Here is an 18,857-nt window from a genome sequence, read left to right on the forward strand (position 1 = left end):
AGCCGACCATGACCGATGTAATCCACTACGCCCAGATCGACTGGGACGACCAGGGCCGCCCCCATTCGCGCCAGTTCGATGACATCTACTTTTCCAAGGACCAGAGCCTGGAAGAGACCCGTCACGTGTTCATCGACCAGAACGACCTGCGCCAGCGTTTCAGCGCACTGGCACCCGGCCAGAGCCTGGTGATCGGCGAAACCGGGTTTGGCACCGGGCTCAACTTTTTCTGCGCCTGGCAGCTGTTCGCCGAGTGCGCCGCAAACGACGCCTGCCTGCACTTCATCAGCGTGGAGAAGTTCCCGCTCAGCCGCACCGACCTGACCCGCGCCCTGGCCCTGTGGCCGGAGCTGGCGCCCTTCAGCACCCAGCTGCTGGCGCAGTATGTGGCCGTGCACGAGGGCTTCCAGAGCTTCGTCTTCGACCAGGGCCGGGTACGCCTGACCCTGATGATCGGCGATGTGCTGGAGCAATTGCCGCAACTCGACGCCCAGGTCGATGCCTGGTTTCTCGACGGCTTCGCCCCGGCCAAGAACCCGCAGATGTGGACGCCGGAACTGTTCGCCCAGGTCGGTCGCCTGTCGGCGCCAGGCGCCACCCTCGGCACCTTCACCAGTACCGGCTGGGTGCGTCGCGGGTTGATTGCGGTGGGCTTCAAGATGAAGCGCATTCCCGGCATCGGCAAGAAGTGGGAGATTCTGCGCGGGGTCTTTTGCGGTCGACCCGCCGAACTTGAGCCTGAGCCGCTCGCTGCGCCCTGGTTCGCCCGCCCCGCCGCCCTGCCCGGCCCGCGCCAGGCCTTGGTGATCGGTGCCGGCCTGGCCGGCTGCGCCACGGCTGCGAGTCTGGCGGCGCGAGGCTGGCAGGTCAGCGTACTGGAGCGTCACGCCACGGCCGCAGCCGAGGCCTCGGGTAACCCGCAAGGTGTGCTCTACCTCAAGCTCTCGGCCCATGGCACGGCCTTGTCACGGCTGATCCTCAGCGGCTTCGGCTACACCCGGCGCCTGCTCGAAGCCCTGCAAAAGGGCCGTGACTGGGACGCCTGCGGGGTCCTTCAACTGGCCTTCGATGCCAAGGAAGCGCAGCGCCAGACGCTGCTGGCCGAGGCCTTCAACCCGCAATTGCTCGAGCGCCTGGACCGCGAGCAAGCAGAGGCGTTGGCCGGGGTGAGCCTGGCCAGCGGCGGCCTGTTCTACCCCGAAGGTGGCTGGGTGCATCCGCCGGCCTTGTGCCAGGCACAATTGCAGCATCCGCACATCACCCTGCTGCCTCACCATCAGGTGCTGCAACTGCGCAAGGTCGATGGCCTGTGGCAGGCCTGGGAAAGCGAGAAGCTGCTGGCCAGTGCGCCTCTGGTGGTGCTGGCCACCGCAGCCGAGATCCAGCGCTTCGAGCCCTGCGCCAGCCTGCCGCTCAAGCGTATTCGCGGCCAGATCACCCGTCTGCCCGCCACGGCACGCAGCCAGGCGCTGGGCACCGTGGTCTGCGCCGACGGTTATGTAGCCCCGCCCCGTGACGGCGAGCACACCCTGGGTGCCAGTTTCGACTTCCATAGCACCGACCTCACCCCCACCGTCGGCGAGCACATCGGTAACCTCGGGCTGCTGGAAGCCATTTCCACCGACCTGGCCGAGCGCCTCGGTGCCCACGGGATTGATCCGCACACCCTGCAGGGCCGCGCCGCCTTCCGCTGCACCAGCCCCGACTACCTGCCGATCGTCGGTCCCCTGGCGGACCGGCAAGCGTTCGAGCGGGACTACGCGGTGCTGGCCAAGGATGCCCGGCAGATCCCCGACACGCCCTGCCCCTGGCTCGATGGCCTGTACATCAACAGCGGCCATGGTTCGCGCGGGCTGATCACCGCGCCGCTGTCGGGCGAGCTGATCGCCGCCTGGGCCGACAATGCGCCGCTACCGGTGCCGCGCAGCGTCGCCGAAGCCTGCCACCCGAATCGCTTCATGCTGCGCGAGTTGATTCGCGGCAAGGGCAAGCACGGCTGACGGGCAACAGGCACCTGCGCCTACACAGCCAGGACAGGTTTCGCGTAGCATAAGTGATCACTTCGCCAAACCTGTCCTGCCCATGCTGATTCCCTACGACCAACTGGAAGCCGAAACCCTCACCCGCCTGATCGAGGACTTCGTCACCCGCGACGGCACCGACAACGGCGACGACACGCCCCTGGAAACCCGCGTGCTGCGCGTGCGCCAGGCGCTGGCCAAAGGCCAGGCCTTCATCCTCTTCGACCTCGACAGCCAGCAATGCCAGCTGCTGGCCAAACATGAAGTGCCCAGGGAGTTGTTCGACTGATCAGTCAGTTTCCTTGATCAGCGTTTCATTGAGGCGCCGGTAGATTTCCGCCCGGTGTACATCGACATGGCGAGGGGCGCAGATACCGAAGCGCACCACGTTGCCATCGACGGAAATCACCCTGATCTTGATATTGTCATCGATAGTGATGACTTCACCCACTTCTCGGCCAATTACCAACATGTCTCCGATCCTCCACAGGTTTGGGAATCCAGAGACTGGCCGGGGTGTAGGCTGCCATCAATGCCCCGACAGTTAATTAGACGCAGCCTACTTGCCGCGCTGAATTTGCCTACAAATCGATCGGGTTTTCCCCGCTTCAGGCAGTGTGAAGGCGCGGCCCCAGCACAATGATGCTGGCCCCCAGCACGCACAACAGCGCACCGATCCAGTCACTGCCCAGGGGCCGCGCACGTTCGATCAGTGCCAGCCACAGCAAGGACGTGACAATGTAGATGCCGCCGTATGCCGCATAGGCGCGCCCGGCATACGCCGCTTCGACGCGGGTGAGGATCAGGGCGAACAGGGTCAGGCTGAGCAACGCCGGAGCAATCCACCAGGCACTCTTGCCCAGCCGCAACCACATGTAGAACGCATAGCAGCCAGCGATTTCAAAGACCGCCGCAAGAAAAAACCACAGGTAGTTGATCACATCAGGTACTCAAGGCTGTTCAAAGACCGCCAAGGATACCCGATGCACTCACTCAAGCCTGCGGCGGCCTGGCCTTGGCGCGCATTTTCTCGGCCATGCCGGCCATCTCGTCATAAATCGCCTGCGGGTTGCGCTGCTTGAGTTTCCAGGCTTCACGTCCCAGCTCATGGGGCAGGATCAGGAACTCACCCGCAGCCACTTGCCGATGGATATAGTCGGCAATGTCGGCGGCGCTGATCGGCGAGTTTTCCAGCAACTTGCCGACCTGGGCTTTCATGGCCGGTGTCGGGCCACGGAAGGAGTCGAGCAGGTTGGTCTGGAAGAACGACGGGCACACCACATGCACCGCCACTTCCTGCTGGCGCAGCTCGATCAGCAGGCTTTCGGAAAGCGCCAGCACACCGGCCTTGGCCACGTTGTAGTTACTCATGGCCGGTCCCTGCATCAAAGCCGCCATCGAGGCGATGTTGATGATCCGTCCCTTGCTGCGCTCAAGCAGGGGCAGGAATGCCTTGCAGCCCTTGACCACCCCCATCAGGTTGATCGCAATCTGCCAGTCCCAGTCTTCCAGGGACAGTTCTGCAAAGAAACCGCCGGCGGCGACGCCGGCGTTGTTGACGATCACATCGATGCCGCCGAATTTCTCCTCGCAGGCTTGGGCCAGCGCGGTGAGCTGGCTGTAGTCACGGACATCGCAACGCTGTACGAAACCATCGCCGCCAGCCTCCCTGACCAGGGCCAGGGTTTCCTTCAGGCCCGCCTCGTTGACATCGGCCAACGCCAATTGCCACCCCTCGCGCGCCCAGCGCAATGCAATCTCACGGCCGAGCCCGGAGCCGGCACCGGTAATCATCATGCGGTTCTGCATAGCAGCAAGCCTTGTACTGTCCTGGAAAGTTGTCGCCAGTGTAGCGAAGCCCCGGGCCGCCCAGACCCGCTATCAGGATGCTGAATGGCGCAGGCAAACGCGGACCGCAGGCAGGCCGGTAAAACTTTTGCCGCACAGCGAAGGTCGCAATGGATAGGCGGCCATGATTCCCAGGGCCGAACTGAGGATTGCCCACACCCACGCTCTCACCCTATGCAAGGATTCCGACATGACCACGATACTCATCATCATCCTGATCCTGCTGTTGATTGGTGGCTTACCGGTTTTCCCCCATTCGCGAAGCTGGGGCTATGGCCCCTCGGGCATCATCGGCGTCGTGCTGGTGGTGCTGCTGGTGCTTTTGCTGTTGGGCATGATATGACCCCTGGCCAGCCCGGCCGCCAGCATCCAACTGGCGCCGGGCCTGCAGCAGGCTCGCCTGCAGTGCCAGCAGGGCTTGCCGCACAGCCCAGCCGTGTTGACGCAGCGCCCGGGTACCGACATCTGCGCGTTCCAGCGCTTCACAGGCGACCACCAGCTCGCCGGCCTTGATCATCCTTGCCCCACCCTTGATCCTGTGGGCGAGCGCCACCAGGGCTGCCCGGTCATTGACCCGCAGAGCCAGCATCAACTGTTTGAGATCCTGGCGGTTGCAGCGCAGCAAGTCCTCGAGCAGCGCCCGGGCTGCCAAGCTGTTGCCCCGGGCCAGGCGGAACAGGGATTCAAGCGCCCCGTCAGGCGGGCAATCGCGCTTTGCCGACGGCGTGTGCCGATCGAGTCCGTCAGCCAACGCCTCCAGGCTCAGGGGCTTGAACAGGCAATCATTCATGCCCACCGCCAGGCAGCGCTGGCGCTCTCCCGCCAGGGCATTGGCGGTGATGCCCAGCACCAGGCAAGGCGGCGCCTGACAGCGGGACTCATGCAGCCGTATCGCCCGCACCAGGGCATAGCCATCGAGCCCGGGCATGTTGCAATCGCTGATCACCACATCGAAGCGTTCGCCGAGGAAGGCACGCAATGCCTGCCCCCCCTCTTCGGCCACGCTGACCTCATGACCGAGGTACTCCAGTTGTTGTACCAGCAGCAACCGGTTGGGCGGGTAATCCTCCACCACCAGCACGCGCAAGCGAGCCTGCGCCAGGTTGTCCTCCGGGCCGCTGGTGCCAGCCGGCTCGTCGCCCTCGCCCTTGGCCCGCTCCAGCAGCAGTTTCACTTCGACCCGGGTGCCTGCCCCCAGGCGACTATGCAACTGCAAGCTGCCCCCCATCAGCCGACACAGGGTCCGACTGATGTTCAGGCCAAGACCGCTGCCGCGGCGCGCTGACTGGTTGCAATTGCTGGCCTGACGGAACGCTTCACCGAGCTGCGCCAACTCGGCGGGAGGAATGCCGATGCCGGTGTCTTCGACACTCATGGCCAGCGCCAGCCGTTCCCCTTGCGGGTGCAGGCCAAGGCGAATCCGTACGTGACCGGCCGGGGTGAACTTGAGGGCATTGCTCAGCAGATTGCCGAGCACTTGCCGAAAGCGCATCGGATCGAGCATCAGTTGGGTGTCCACCGACCCTTGATAATCCACCAGCAGTGCCAGCCCCTTGTCACGCGCCTGCTGTTCGAACAGCCGCACCACCGCTTCCACCTCGGCCCGCACCTGTGTCCGTCGCAGCACCACCTGCAACTGGCCGGCCTCGATGCGCGAGACATCGAGAATATCGCCGACCAGCGCCAACAAGCCGCGCGCGGCATCCGAGGCGACCTCGATCGACAGCCGGTCCGCCACCCCCTGGCGGGCCTTGCGCAAGGACAGCTCAAGCATGCCCAGCAGCGCATTCATGGGGGTGCGGATTTCGTGACTCATGGTGGCAAGGAAGTGCGTCTTGGCCAGGTTGGCGCGCTCGGCCTCCCGCTTGGCACCTTGCAGGCGGACCTGCAGGCGCTGGCGGTCAGTGACATCGATCCAGCCAGCGATCACTCCGACATGCCCCTGGCGTTGGTGGCGATAGGGCAACATCCAGTGGTTGAGGGTCATCTGCCGGCCATTGCCCAGCACCACCTGGCAATCCTCGACGTTGACCTCGCCGGTACGCAGCACCTCGCGCCACACCCGCTGCCAGGCCAGCGCCTCGGACTCGCCCACCGGTTGCCCGATCACCGATTCGAGCGACACACCGAGGGTTTCCAGGTAGCTGCTGTTACAGGCCAGCAGGCGCCCCTTGTCGTCGCACACATAGATCGGGTGGGGCATGCGATCGATCATCTCGCGCATGAAGTCGAGCTGATCGGCCAGCACCCGCTCGGCCTGCTCACGCAGGCGGACCTGGCGGCGCAAGGCGCGGATCCATAACAGCGCCAGCAGCACGACCGCCGCCGCCACGGCGCTACCCTGCAGGATCCGCCAGCGCAGCCTTGGCCAGAAGCCTTCGGCGACGATCACTTCGTTGCGCCAGCCCTGGAGCAATTCGCCCAGTTCCTGCGGGGTCAGGCCCAACAGCGCCTTGTCCAGGATCGAATGCAACTCCCGCGCGCCGCGCGCCGTGGCCAGGGCCAGGTGCACGGGTTCAAGGGCCAGGGCGGCGCTGACCTTCAGTTGCTCCGGGTAGCTGCGGGCGACCAGATAGCGTGCCGCCTCCAGGGCCAGCACCGCAGCGTCCGCCTGCCCCTGGGCGACCAGACGCAAGGCGTCGGCCGGGCTCTGCGCCACCACCTGCGCGATCTGCGGATGGTCGCGGCGCAGGGCATCTTCCAGGGCGCTGCCATGGATCAGCGCCAGGCGTTGCCCCGCCAGTTGCTCCAGGCCGGTCGGTGCCTGCGCCGATTGGCGCGTGACCAGCACCCGGGCGGTGCTGAAATAGGCACGGGTGAAGCTCAGTTGCTTCTCGCGCAGGGTACTGGGCGTCGACACAGCCATGACCTGGACATCGCCCTGGTGCAATTGCTCGATCATCCGGGCCATTGTGCCGCCCTGGATGATCTCGAAATTCAGCCCGGTCATGCGCCCGATACGCAGCAACAAATCGATGCTCAGGCCGCGATGACGGCCCTGGGCGTCGCGGTAGCTGAACGGCAGGAACTGTTCATCGACCACCACCCGCACCCGGGGATTGCTGTCCAGCCAGCGCTGCTCGGCCGTGCTCAGTGTGATCCGGGTCCGGTCTCGCCAGCCCGGCTCCACGGCGTTCCAGCGCCGCTGGATACGTTCGTGCTGGGCGTCGTCGATACTGACCAGCACCCGGTTGATCAGCCGTGGCAAGGGTCCGCTGCGCTGCGCCACGGCAAAACCGATCGGCTGGCCAGGCACGGCTGCATAGCCTTCGATCTTCAGGTTGTCGAATTGCCGCTTGGCCAACTGGTGCCAGCTGGCCTGGGCATTGCCCAGGTACAGCTCGGCCTGTCCAAGGGCGACGGCCGCCATGGCGCCCAGGGTCGAAGGAAACGTCAGCACCTGGGCCTGGGGGTACAACTGCGTGACGTGTTCGACAGACCGATAGCCCTGCACCATCGCCACGCGTACCGACCCTTTTGCCTCGGGACTGCCATCGCGGCTGGCGAGCACCGGCCAGTCGGAAGCATAGGCCTGGGACAGGCGCAGCCCCGCTTGCTGGGCCTGGGTGGCGGTGACACTGCTCAACAGATCGATGTCGCCAGCCTGCAATGCGCTCACGGCAGAGGTGAAGGTGTCATAGGTACGCACCTCGACCCCCAGGTTCAGTTGCACGGCGATCAATTGGGCATAGTCGGCGCTGATCCCTTCGAACTGTCGACCGGTGCCGAGGATATCGAATGGCGGCTTGTCGGGCCGCACCACCCCAAGGCGCAGCTGGCGATGCGCCCACAGCCAGCGCTGGTCACTGTCGGCCAGTTGCAGGCGCGGGCCGGTGAGCGTGCTGCGTCCGTGCAGGCGAGGCGCGCCATCGCCTGCCAGGACAGGTGACAGATAGCACAACAACAGCAACAGCAGCGCATACTTTCCCACAGCCTGGCAGGACTAGATCAGCTGGTTGCGCCTGGCGACATCCGCCAGGTCAACCTGGGACTTCACCCTGAGTTTCTCGATCAATCGGGTCTTGTAGGTACTGATGGTCTTGTTGCTCAACAGCATCGCTTCACCAATGGCCTTGTTGCTCAAGCCACGCGCCAGTTGTTGCAGGATCATCAGCTCGCGGTCGCTCAGGCTGGCGATGCGCTGTGCTTCGGTGGCCTGCATGTCCTGGCGGTTCACCGAACTGAAGGCCACCGCCGGAAAGTAAGTGAAGCCTGAGAGCACCGCCGTCACCGCCTTGCTCAGCTCATCCAGATCATCGGACTTGGAGACGAAGCCCAGCGCCCCGGCACGCATGCAGCGCAAGGAGAAATAATCGGCCTGCTGCGAGGTCAGCACCAGCACCTTGGCCGGTCGCTCCATGGTCCGGGTGCGGGCAATCACCTCAAGGCCGTCGAGCCCGGGCAAGGTGATGTCGAGGATCATGATGTCCGGCACGCACTCGCGGGCCATGCGCACCGCATCCAGGCCATTGTCGGCCTGGCCGATGACCTCCAGGCGGTCCTGGCGCAACAGGGTGCAGACAGTGGAGCGGATGAAGGGATGATCATCGACGACGAGCGCTTTGTGCATGGTCAGCCCTTGAAGGTCATTTCCCGACGGCTGTCGCCTTCGAGCAATTCGAATCGATACAGCCGCCCGGGCTGGGCGGAAAACTCGCGCACCCGGCCCGGCAGCACATGATGTTTGGTTGCTGTCGCGCACTCGCGGCCAGCGGGTTCGCAATGACGGAAGTGGTCCAGAACGATAGTGGCATTGCCCTGGTTGGCAATGCTCAAGCCGGCGCCTTTGTGCTCGATCGGCGTCTGGTAGCGGGTGTCGGCCGGACGCACGAACACCAGCGAACCGTAGCCGGCGAGCAGATTGACCCCGGCCTTGAGGCTGTCGCGGTAATCCTCGGCTTCGTCCTCGCTGATGGCGAAACCATCGTTGCTTTCCGGCAGCACCGGGATGAAACGCACCCGGAAGTAACGCTCGCGGTCGCGCTCGCCGCGGTACAAGAGGCGCACCGCCTGCATGCCGTTGGCCGGCACGATCAGCCGCGCCGGGCTGGCCACCAGGCCGCGCTCGGCCAGGGCCAGGCTGTCGAGCTCCACCTCGCGGGCGACGCCCTGGCTGTCATAGACCAGTTCGGCCACGCTGACCTTGACGAAGGCCGTGGTGTCGCCACCGTTGCGCACCCGTTTGAGCAAGGTGCTTTTACCACCCTCCAGGTAATCGTAGAGGGTACCGACATTGAGTTCCGGGGCCGCCTGCAAAGTGCTGGCAGACAGGAGCACACACAAGGAGAACAACCAGCGAAGAGTCATTTTCGTACCTCGAAGCAAAGCTGCGATGTGGCAAATTAATATTACTGCCCATCGACCCTTGGCGGGTCTGAAACACAGGCAGGAAATTTCTGAGGCAATGGTTCGTTAATTCGCAGGAATCAGAAGGAAGCTAAACATCCGCGTCGAAGATCACGGTGGCGTTGGCGGGTACCTGCGGCTCAACGAGCAACGCTGATTCGCGCACGGCAGGAATGTTCAAGAGACGATCTCGAGTGTCAGTTGATGATGCTCACCCATCCCCTGGTGCGTCACCTCGACGGCCCACCGGAAACGGATCGCTATAGGCTCGCATCGAATACCACCGTGACCCCCGCCGTCCACGAGCTGCCTGGCCACCGCAACATCTCGGACAGAAAACTCCCCTCCACCTGAAAGTGCAATTCGCCCGGTAGACCTGACACTGCCCGACTTGGCTCAAGCGCCTGTTGTTGCTGGCCGAGCCGCATCCGGCGGACACTGCCGCCCCCGTTCTTCATTCGAATGTCGTCTGGCAGTGTCAGTGAGGTAAAGAGTGCTGCCGCAGGGTGATTTCCGGGTCTACGGATGGCACAGCCTCCCAACACGTAATCCTCGCACCGTAGGTAGACACTGAACGGGCCACTGGCCCAGATGCGAAGAGGCACATCGTGGTACAACCTCGGGGGCGCCTGCCCGCCATTGCCCCATGCCTCCCAGCCTCCGGGAGGCTCAAGTATCACGCGCTCGCTTCCCGGCGCGAACTCCAGGTCAAAACTGTGTTGCACATCCAGTTCGACGTTGACCGTCAAGGTGGGGCTGTTGAGGTTGGTCACGTTGCGGCCGAAGTCGAAATCCCCTCCCCCAACACTGAAGGTCGCACTGCCCCGATAAATTCCACCCCGCATCGTCGTGGGCGATGGAGTGAACAAGGTGTAGATGATTCCCATGTTGTCGACATCCGAGACATGGGCTTGCCCAACCAATGCGTCACGATTGTCGGAATAGCAGGGCCGGATTTCGAAAGTATGATTCGCCCAGAGATAACTCATAGACGAACCATATTCTCTGCTGCCCATTCCGGTGCAGCCCGATCCCGATGTCGGTCCGTCGCTATAAATCGGATTGGTATCGATGGTGCCTTGTACCCTCTGGCTAAATGCGTTGATCCGAATACGCGCCGAAAAGCTATCCCCCTGCTCATTCGTTACTAACACGTTCAAATCATTCGGCACCCTGACAATGAAGCGGCTGGACAGGTCAGGTGCCTCCTTGATGCTGGTTTTCGTGTAAGTGAACGGCACTTGGGCCGTTGCCTTTCCACTGCAATCGGCCGCATATTCCGAGCAGAACGCCGCCGGCGGCGTTGTGTTCTCGAACTGTCCCGAAGCATCGCCTCGATAACGCGCACTGATTGTCATTTCTGCCGCCAGACTCACCGGCACCTCGAACCCTGCGCTCAACCCCAGTAACGCTGCTAGACCTGCGCCAGCTACTCGCCGGGCAGGCATGACCATTCGAAAAAGACTCATGTGTAACCTCGATAAACGTCGAATGAGCAAAAAAGCTTGTCCATCAACTCTCTCCCCCTGACGAGCTGGCATCCGCAGCCGCCAGGCCTGGCGCCGTGCAAACCTGATCCCCGGCCAACCACACCTCGCCTTCCTGGGTCATGGCCTCGGGATCGAGGGTGAGCAGGCAGGCAGTGGCGCCGCCATGCCGCACTTCCAGGGTCGGGGTCGAGGCACTCATTTCCACCGCAAAGAAACCATCGGCCTCGCTGACGCTGCGGCTGGCATGGTTGATCACCTGGGCCCCACGCAGGGGGCTGCCCTGGGCATCGAGCAAGCGCCCGAGCACCGTGACCGTGCGCAATACCCGCAACTGGCGGTAGTCGACACCGCCGCGGTTGAGGTGATAGTCGACGCTGGAGGGCTGGATCACCGCCGCCGTGGCCTCGTGCCCGGCAAAATCGAACTGCACATGGCCGGCCTTGTAGGCCGACACCGGAATCACATTGCGCCCGGGGCGCAAGGTCGCGGTATGGCCCTGGTGATCGTCGGCGCGCAATTGCAGCCCATCGACGTCCGACTCGACATCGACAATCAACCCCGCTTCATGGGGCAGGTACTGGCCGGTCATGGCCACTTTGCCCGCTCCCAGGGCGACGATGCTTTCCAGGTTCAGGCCAGCACTGACTTCGCCGTTGTAGGACGAAGACTGGGCGTAGGCATCGCCATGCAGGATGCTGTTCTGGAACTGGGTGTTGCCGGCCAGGCCCGTGCCGTAGCGGTCCACCGTGGCCGTGGCACCGACGCTGTGCAGGGCGCCGAAATCGACATCCTGCTGGTAACCCAGCGACGCGTTCTGGTCGCGACCGCCATCGCGCGAGGTACGGCTGCCGACACTGGCCGACAGCCGCCGGCCCGGCCCGCCGAGGCTCATGCTCAAGCTCAGGTTGACCCCGCGATTGCGCGCATCGCCGGAACTGGCAGTACCCGGGCGGTCGAACAGCGACAGGCGCCAGTTGGCGTCCGAGCCCAACAGCTTGCCGTAATGGGCCCAACCCAAGTCGACACCGGTGCCGTTGGCCGCACCCGTGCTGTGCGAGACGCGCACAGTGGCCGTGCTACGGTGATCGACCCGATGGTTCAGCGACAGCGCACTCTGGTTGACCTGCTGACGCCCGGACACTTCGCCGCTGGCCGCGTCCGAGCGGGTGGTTTCCAGCCAGGACTGGCTCTGGCTGAACACCAGCGAACCATGTTGATGGTTGTAGATGGCCTGCAGGTCGTAGCCGTTGCCCCGCCCTTCGCTCTGGAACACATTGCCATAGAGCTTGAAGCGCTCCAGCACATCCCAGTCCAGCGAGGTGCCGTACTGCATGGCCTCGTCGATGCGCTGGGCCGACACCCCGAGGATCGCCCGTGGGTGCAGCAGGTAGTTGGCCATGACCCCGGCGCTCAGGCTGTTGTCGTGGTCCTCGTCCCAGTTGCTGAGCAGGCTGCTCTGGCGTCCCAGGTACAGGTTGTAGCGCCAGGGTGAGTCGACGTTGCTCCAGTTCGACGGCTTGTAGATGAACTCCTCGCTGCGCGAAGTGACTTCGCCGTCTTCGACCAGGCGCACCTCGACCTCATAGATGCCACCGGGCAACACCCGGGTATCCAGGGCCTGCAAGCCGGGCTGCACCGGCTGGCTGTTGATCAGCACGCCGTTGCGATAGATCTCGACCACGCCCGGGCGGTTGGGCGTGACATAGATGGGCGTGGCGCTGGGCACCCCGCTGTCCACCGCCAGGCTGTCGCTGCTGCCGAACATCAGGCCCAGGGTGGTGTCCGGGCTGTTGCCCAACAGGCGCGGCTGGCGGGTCAGGCCTTGAGCGCCCGGGGTGAAATAGCCCAGGCGGTAAAACTGCGCCTCGTTGATGCGCTCGGCGTACAACTGCTCCACCCGGTGCAGCGTGCCCGCCTGGCTGTCGGCACCACGGTCGAAACGGGCATCGGCCAGGGTGGTCCAGTTACCCACGCTACCCTGCCCCTGAATGGCGTAACGGCCACTGGTCTGGCTGCCGTCATCGACCAGGTTGAGCTGGTTGCGCAGCAGCAGCCCGTAGCTGCCCTGTTCAGGCAAGGCATGGTAGCGCTCGCTGGCAGTGTCGGCCTCGGCATTGCGGGTAAGCAGCGACAGTTGCGAATTGACCAGGCTGTAATGCACCGCGCGCAAGCCATCGGGGCAGTCCTGCCGGCAATCGCCCAGGGGCCGTGCGTTGGCCAGGCGCTCCTGCCAGCGCCGCCGCACCGCCGGGGGCTCGCGACTGTCCTGGGTGTCGGTGAATTCGAGCAGTTGCACGCGCACGTCGCGAGACAGCACCACCATGGCATCGCCCAGGTAGCGACCGTCCAGATCGACCCGGACCGCCAGCGGCACATCGAAGAAATGCTCTTCGAACTCACGCGGCAGGCCCTGCGTCTGGCCAAGCCCCGACAGTGCGGCACGCGGCGTGTCGCCCCAGGCCGGCAGCAGGCCAAGGCACGCGGCGCCGCCCAGCAGCCAGCGCAATGTAACAACGGAAGGAAAAGAAGTGGCCATAACCATGCTTACAGGCAGCCGCCACCCTCGCCCGCGCGCCGAGGCGCGCGAGTCGAAGGTGGACAGGGACGGATGAAGGGGAATCAGCTGACCGGTAAGGTGTTACGGTGCAGGGGTCTCGAATATCATGCTGACCAACCCCTGATAGTTGCCTGGCACGTAACCGCCAGCGCCTGCAGGCTGCGCGGCAATCTCGAAGCCGACCACGGTGCCCGGCGCGGCATCTGCTGCATTGACCACCTCGGTGGCGCTGGTGCTGAGCACCGTGTCGGCGACCTTGACGTTCAGGCCGATGTTGTTGCCACCACTGCTGATGACGGCCGGCGACAGCAGATAGGCCGAGATCGGACCGGTAGTGCTCTTGACCTGCAACTGCTTGCGAACAGGTTGCAGCTGTTCGCGGACCGCATCCCAACCCAATTGCTGCGGATCGTTCATCCAGTTGCCGCCCACCGGCTCGACATAGAAGCTCTCGGTCGGGATCTGGGCTGTGACCTGCACTTGTTTTTCGATCGGATCAAGGGCAAAGGCCGAAGTGGAAGTAAGAAGGGCAAGCGGCAGCGCCAGGAAAATCTTTTTCACGAATATCTCTCCTCGATAGAACCTGCAACAAGGCGTCAGGTATCAGGCCGATACAGCGACATGCTGTTGGCTGGAGGAATTATTCGTAAGCGCAGGCTTACAAAGAGCAGGAAGGCTCCGGCCGCTCCAAGGAAATTTCCTAGCGGCCGAGATAAATTTCCGAATAAAAAACGCCCCGGCTAGCGGGGCGTTTGTCTACTCAGGCGCAGGAATCAGTGGGAAACCGCACCACTGGCACCCAGGCCGGTCTGCGAGCGAACGAACTGCGGGAAGAACAGCGCACGCTCTTTATCCGCTGCCTGGGACTTGTCGGTGACCGAGAAGAACCAGATACCGGCAAAGGCGATCAGCATCGAGAACAGCGCCGGGTACTCGTACGGGTAGATGGCTTTCTCGTGGCCGAGGATCTGTACCCAGATGGTCGGGCCAAGGATCATCAGCGCCACCGCACTGACCAGGCCCATCCAGCCGCCGATCATGGCGCCACGGGTGGTCAGCTTCTTCCAGTACATCGAGAGCAGCAGTACCGGGAAGTTGCAGCTGGCGGCAATCGAGAACGCCAGGCCGACCATGAAGGCGATGTTCTGGCTTTCGAACAGGATGCCCAGGCCGATCGCCAGCACCGCCAGGGCGATGGTGGTGATCTTCGACACGCGGATCTCGTCCTTCTCGTTGGCCTTGCCTTTCTTGATCACGCTGGCATACAGGTCATGGGACACCGCCGAAGCGCCGGCCAGGGTCAAGCCGGCGACCACCGCCAGGATGGTGGCGAAGGCCACTGCCGAGATGAAGCCCAGGAACACACTGCCACCCACGGCATCGGCCAGGTGCACCGCGGCCATGTTGTTGCCGCCGATCAGGGCGCCAGCAGCGTCCTTGAAGGTCGGGTTGGTGCTGACCAGCAGGATCGCGCCGAAGCCGATGATGAAGGTCAGGATGTAGAAGTAACCAATGAAACCGGTGGCATACAGCACGCTCTTGCGCGCTTCCTTGGCGTCGCTGACGGTGAAGAAGCGCATCAGGATGTGCGGCAGGCCGGCCGTGCCGAACATCAGCGCCAGGCCCAGGGAGAACGCCGACACCGGATCTTTCACCAGGCCGCCCGGGCTCATGATCGCTTCACCTTTGGGGTGAACCTCGATGGCCTGGGAGAACAGCAGGTTGAAGTCGAAGTTGACGTGTTTCATGACCATCAGCGCCATGAAGCTGGCACCGGAGAGCAGCAGCACTGCCTTGATGATCTGTACCCAAGTGGTAGCCAGCATGCCGCCGAACAGCACGTACAGGCACATCAGGATACCCACCAGGACCACCGCCACATGGTAGTCCAGGCCGAACAGCAGCTGGATCAGCTTGCCGGCACCGACCATCTGCGCGATCAGGTAGAAGGCCACCACCACCAGCGAGCCCGAGGCCGACAGGGTGCGGATTTCCTTCTGCCCCAGGCGATAGGAGGCCACGTCGGCAAAGGTGTATTTACCCAGGTTGCGCAGGCGTTCGGCGATCAGGAACAGGATGATCGGCCAGCCGACCAAAAAGCCGATCGAGTAGATCAGGCCATCGTAGCCGGAGGTGAACACCAGGGCGGAAATACCCAGGAAGGAGGCTGCCGACATGTAGTCGCCGGCAATCGCCAGGCCATTCTGGAAACCGGTGATACGCCCGCCAGCGGCATAGTAGTCGGAAGCAGAGTTGTTACGCTTGGAGGCCCAGTAGGTGATGCACAGGGTGGCACCGACGAAGGCGACGAACATCAGGATCGCGGCCATGTTCAGGGGTTGCTTCTGCACCGCGCCGGTGAGGGCGTCGGCGGCCCAGACGGCGGGTGCGAAAGCGCCGAAGGCCAGGGTTGCCAGTAGACGCCGGATCATTGCTGAGCCTCCTTCAGAATCGCCTTGTTCAGTTCATCGAACTCACCGTTGGCACGACGTACGTAGATACCGGTGAGGATGAACGCCGACACGATCAGACCAACGCCCAGGGGAATGCCCCAGGTGATCGACGAATCAGGGCTGAGCTTGGTCCCAAGGACTTGCGGGCCGTAGGCGATCAACAGGATGAAGGCGGAATAGAGGCCGAGCATGATCGCCGAGAGAATCCAGGCGAAGCGTTCGCGCTTTGACACCAGCTCCTTGAACCGCGAGCTGTTTTGTATCGAGAGGTAAATGCTGTCGTTCATTGTTTTTGTCCTCGCAGCACAGATTAGGTAGAACCCACCCCCACTTTATGCTGCCTTTGGACGCGCTCCAGACGACCTTAGTCTTAGATGCAACACTGTTTTACCGATTCGGTAACAGCCAGAAACGACAAGGGCCGCAGCACCTTTCTGGTGCGGCGGCCCTGTAAGGTGCCGAATAGAGGCTTCAAGCCATTATTTGGCCGTCCACTCGGCCACGCGCTCAGGGTGCTTGGCCACCCAGTCCCTGGCGGCGACTTCGGGTTTTGCGCCCTCTTGAATGGCCAACATGACCTCGCCGATTTCATCCTTGGATTGCCACTGGAACTTTTTCAGGAAGTCGGCCACTTCCGGCGCCTTGCTTGCCAGCTCCTTGCTGCCGATGCTGTTGACGGTCTCGGCGGCGCCGTACACGCCTTTGGGGTCTTCAAGGAAGCGCAGCTTCCACTTGGCGAACATCCAGTGCGGCACCCAACCGGTGACCGCGATGGATTCGTTCTTTTTCTCGGCGCGGGTCAGTTCGGCGATCATCCCCGCCCCGGAACTGGCCTTGAGGTTGTAGCCGGTCAGGCCGTAGTCCTTGATGGCCTGGTCGGTCTTGAGCATCACCCCGGAGCCGGCATCGATGCCGACGATGCGGTTCTTGAAGCTGGTATCGGTCTTCAGGTCGGCCAGCGACTGCGCCTTGACGTACTCCGGCACGATCAGGCCGATCTTGGCGTCCTTGAAGTTGGGGCCGTAGTCGACCACGCTGTCCTTGTTCTTGCTCCAGTAATCACCGTGGGTCACCGGCAGCCAGGCCGAGAGCATGGCGTCGAGCTTGCCGGTGGCCACCCCCTGCCACATGATGCCGGTGGCCACGGCCTGCAGCTTGACGTCGTAACCGAGTTTCTGCCTGATCACTTCAGCGGCCACGTTGGTGGTCGCCACACTGTCGGACCAGCCATCGACGTAGCCGATGCTCACTTCCTTGGCCAGCGCTTGCCCAGCGCCAACGGCCATCATCAGGGCGGTGCCCACGCCCAGGAGTCGTCGCATTTTCATCAAAGCTTCCCCTCGTCACGTCAACGGAAGCTGCATCATCAACCGCGCATGGCCCCTGACCTGCTCTGGCAGCGACCTCAAGGCATCGAGAAACGACATCACAAAGCCAGCAACGCGAACCGTTACATCAAGCAACATCCAGCCCGGTGAACTTTGTGCTTCAAGGCTTTAGCCCGGACCATTTGCGGGTACTATTGGCGGCTTTGTTCCCTGATGGCCTGATCCATGTCCTCGACTGCCCGCTTCCCGCTATTGCCCTATCTGTTCGCCTGCCTGCTCGGCCTGCTGGCGCTGGGAGGGCTCTGGTACGGCCTGGGCAAGCCGGTGGTGCTGCCTGACGCGGCCAGCGCTTCGCACAAACTGCAGTGCGCGTCCTACACTCCGTTCGACAAGGACCAGTCGCCCTTCGACCAGCCGTTCAAGCTGCGCCCGGCGCGCATGGACGCCGACCTCGCCCTGCTGGCCCAGCGCTTCGAGTGCATCCGCACCTACTCGATGACCGGACTGGAAGCCATTCCGGACCTGGCCCGCAAGCATGGTCTGAAGGTCATGCTCGGCGCCTGGGTCAATGCCAACCCGGTGGACACCCAGAAAGAGGTCAAGGCCCTGATCGCCTCGGCCAACGCCAACCCGGACGTGGTCAAGGCGGTGATCGTCGGCAATGAAACCCTGCTGCGCAAGGAAGTCACCGGCGCGCAACTGGCCAGCCTGATCCATCAGGTGAAAAGCCAGGTGAGCGTGCCGGTCACCTATGCCGACGTCTGGGAGTTCTGGTTGCAGTATCCACAAATCGCCCCGGCAGTGGACTTCCTGACCATCCACCTGCTGCCCTACTGGGAAGATGATCCGCGGGGCATCGACGATGCCCTGGCGCATGTCGGCGAAATCCGCCAGGTGTTCGGCAACCGCTTTGCGCCCAAGGATATCGTCATCGGCGAGACCGGCTGGCCCAGCGAGGGCCGCCAGCGCGAAACCGCCCTGCCCAGCCCGGTCAACGAAGCGCGTTTCATACGCGGCTTCGTCGCCATGGCCGAGCAACATGGCTGGCACTACAACCTGATCGAAGCCTTCGACCAGCCCTGGAAACGCGCCAGCGAAGGTGCGGTGGGCGGCTACTGGGGCCTGTACGACGCCGACCGCCAGGACAAGGGCATCCTCGAAGGCCCGGTCAGCAACCTGGCGCTCTGGCCGCAATGGCTGGGCGCCTGCAGCGTGCTGTTCTTCGCCACCCTGCTGCTGGCCGGGCGTGTGCGGGGTACGCGCGCGGCCCTGTTGCTGCCCCTGCTGGCAGCGCTGGGTGCGGCCAGCCTGGGACTGTGGGGCGAACTGGTGCGGATCAACAGCCGCTTTGCCGGTGAATGGGTCTGGGCGCTGTTGCTGGCCGGATTGAACCTGGTCGTGCTGGCCCATGGCGCCCTGGCGCTGGCGCAACGCGAAGGTTGGCGCCAGCGGGCCTTCGCCTGGCTGGAGGCACGGGCTGGCTGGTGGCTGGCTGCGGCTGGCTTCGCCGCTGCGGTGAGCATGCTGGCACTGGTGTTCGACCCGCGCTATCGCAGCTTCCCGAGCGCTGCGCTGGTGCTACCGGCGGTGGTCTACCTGCTGCGCCCGGTGCGTGGGCCACGGGCCGAGATCGGCCTGCTGGCCTTCATCGTCGGCGCCGGGATCGCCCCGCAGCTGTTCCGTGAGGGCCTGAGCAACCAGCAGGCGCTGGTCTGGGCCGGAGTCAATGTGCTGATGGTGGGGGCATTGTGGCGGAGCTTGCGGGTTCGGATGTTGCCTGTGGGAGCGGGCTTGCCCCGCGATGCAATGTGACT

Annotated in this window: 15 protein-coding genes and 1 pseudogene; 4 read left to right on the forward strand and 12 right to left on the reverse strand. The window is 63.6% G+C overall.

Translation table 11 applies throughout. The annotated features are described in order from the left end of the window. Nucleotides 1-8: 8 nt before the first annotated feature. Both mnmC and M2D63_RS02480 read left to right on the forward strand, forming a co-directional pair. A complete protein-coding gene (gene mnmC / locus M2D63_RS02475) occupies nt 9-2,000 on the forward strand; it encodes a bifunctional tRNA (5-methylaminomethyl-2-thiouridine)(34)-methyltransferase MnmD/FAD-dependent 5-carboxymethylaminomethyl-2-thiouridine(34) oxidoreductase MnmC (RefSeq protein WP_285861200.1) in 1,992 nt (663 codons plus the stop codon). 82 nt (nt 2,001-2,082) lie between these two features. Next, nucleotides 2,083-2,310 carry a YheU family protein gene (locus tag M2D63_RS02480; RefSeq protein ID WP_285861201.1) on the forward strand — a complete coding sequence of 76 codons (228 nt, stop codon included), beginning with the start codon at nt 2,083-2,085 and terminating at the stop codon, nt 2,308-2,310. Here the strand turns inward: M2D63_RS02480 and csrA are convergent, their stop codons facing one another. The 3 genes from csrA to M2D63_RS02495 all read right to left on the reverse strand — a co-directional run bounded on the left by csrA (nt 2,311) and on the right by M2D63_RS02495 (nt 3,830). Further along, nucleotides 2,311-2,493, reverse strand: a complete 183-nt coding sequence (csrA, locus tag M2D63_RS02485; protein ID WP_285861202.1) for a carbon storage regulator CsrA — start codon at nt 2,491-2,493, stop codon at nt 2,311-2,313. 136 nt (nt 2,494-2,629) lie between these two features. After that, nucleotides 2,630-2,962, reverse strand: coding sequence for a YnfA family protein (locus tag M2D63_RS02490; protein WP_285861203.1), 333 nt, complete (start codon nt 2,960-2,962; stop codon nt 2,630-2,632). Nucleotides 2,963-3,014: 52 nt separating this feature from the next. Further along, nucleotides 3,015-3,830, reverse strand: a complete 816-nt coding sequence (locus M2D63_RS02495; RefSeq protein ID WP_285861204.1) for an SDR family oxidoreductase — start codon at nt 3,828-3,830, stop codon at nt 3,015-3,017. A gap of 229 nt (nt 3,831-4,059) precedes the next feature. Here M2D63_RS02495 and M2D63_RS02500 point away from each other — a divergent pair, with 229 nt between their 5' ends. Continuing rightward, nucleotides 4,060-4,212 carry a DUF3309 family protein gene (locus M2D63_RS02500; protein WP_013971433.1) on the forward strand — a complete coding sequence of 51 codons (153 nt, stop codon included), beginning with the start codon at nt 4,060-4,062 and terminating at the stop codon, nt 4,210-4,212. 63 nt (nt 4,213-4,275) lie between these two features. Here M2D63_RS02500 and M2D63_RS02505 read toward each other — a convergent pair. The 9 genes and pseudogenes from M2D63_RS02505 to M2D63_RS02545 all read right to left on the reverse strand — a co-directional run. After that, nucleotides 4,276-7,800: pseudogene (locus M2D63_RS02505) on the reverse strand (transporter substrate-binding domain-containing protein); the annotation flags it as partial. Nucleotides 7,801-7,812: 12 nt separating this feature from the next. Beyond that, complete coding sequence (locus tag M2D63_RS02510; protein ID WP_285861205.1) at nt 7,813-8,439, reverse strand: response regulator transcription factor; 627 nt, start codon at nt 8,437-8,439, stop codon at nt 7,813-7,815. 2 nt (nt 8,440-8,441) lie between these two features. Further along, the gene (locus M2D63_RS02515; protein WP_285861206.1) at nt 8,442-9,176 is read right to left on the reverse strand and encodes a molecular chaperone; all 735 of its coding nucleotides are present in this window, start codon (nt 9,174-9,176) and stop codon (nt 8,442-8,444) included. A gap of 299 nt (nt 9,177-9,475) precedes the next feature. Then, nucleotides 9,476-10,684, reverse strand: a complete 1,209-nt coding sequence (locus tag M2D63_RS02520) for a hypothetical protein (protein ID WP_285861207.1) — start codon at nt 10,682-10,684, stop codon at nt 9,476-9,478. A 43-nt stretch (nt 10,685-10,727) separates the two neighbouring features. Next, on the reverse strand, nt 10,728-13,241 hold the full coding sequence (locus M2D63_RS02525) for a TcfC E-set like domain-containing protein (RefSeq protein WP_285861208.1): 2,514 nt from the start codon (nt 13,239-13,241) through the stop codon (nt 10,728-10,730). A 102-nt stretch (nt 13,242-13,343) separates the two neighbouring features. Next, the gene (locus M2D63_RS02530; protein ID WP_285861209.1) at nt 13,344-13,823 is read right to left on the reverse strand and encodes a CS1 type fimbrial major subunit; all 480 of its coding nucleotides are present in this window, start codon (nt 13,821-13,823) and stop codon (nt 13,344-13,346) included. Nucleotides 13,824-14,035: 212 nt separating this feature from the next. Next, a complete protein-coding gene (locus M2D63_RS02535; RefSeq protein WP_285861210.1) occupies nt 14,036-15,694 on the reverse strand; it encodes a cation acetate symporter in 1,659 nt (552 codons plus the stop codon). Then, on the reverse strand, nt 15,691-16,002 hold the full coding sequence (locus M2D63_RS02540) for a DUF485 domain-containing protein (protein ID WP_285861211.1): 312 nt from the start codon (nt 16,000-16,002) through the stop codon (nt 15,691-15,693). Before M2D63_RS02540 ends, M2D63_RS02535 begins: the two co-directional genes overlap by 4 nt. Before the next feature lie 192 nt (nt 16,003-16,194). Beyond that, complete coding sequence (locus tag M2D63_RS02545) at nt 16,195-17,043, reverse strand: glycine betaine ABC transporter substrate-binding protein (RefSeq protein ID WP_285861212.1); 849 nt, start codon at nt 17,041-17,043, stop codon at nt 16,195-16,197. Between the two features lie 225 nt (nt 17,044-17,268). Here M2D63_RS02545 and M2D63_RS02550 point away from each other — a divergent pair, with 225 nt between their 5' ends. After that, nucleotides 17,269-18,855 carry a beta (1-6) glucans synthase gene (locus M2D63_RS02550; RefSeq protein WP_285861213.1) on the forward strand — a complete coding sequence of 529 codons (1,587 nt, stop codon included), beginning with the start codon at nt 17,269-17,271 and terminating at the stop codon, nt 18,853-18,855. Nucleotides 18,856-18,857 lie beyond the last annotated feature (2 nt).

Source organism: Pseudomonas sp. BJa5 (genome assembly GCF_030272875.2).
Lineage (GTDB): Bacteria > Pseudomonadota > Gammaproteobacteria > Pseudomonadales > Pseudomonadaceae > Aquipseudomonas.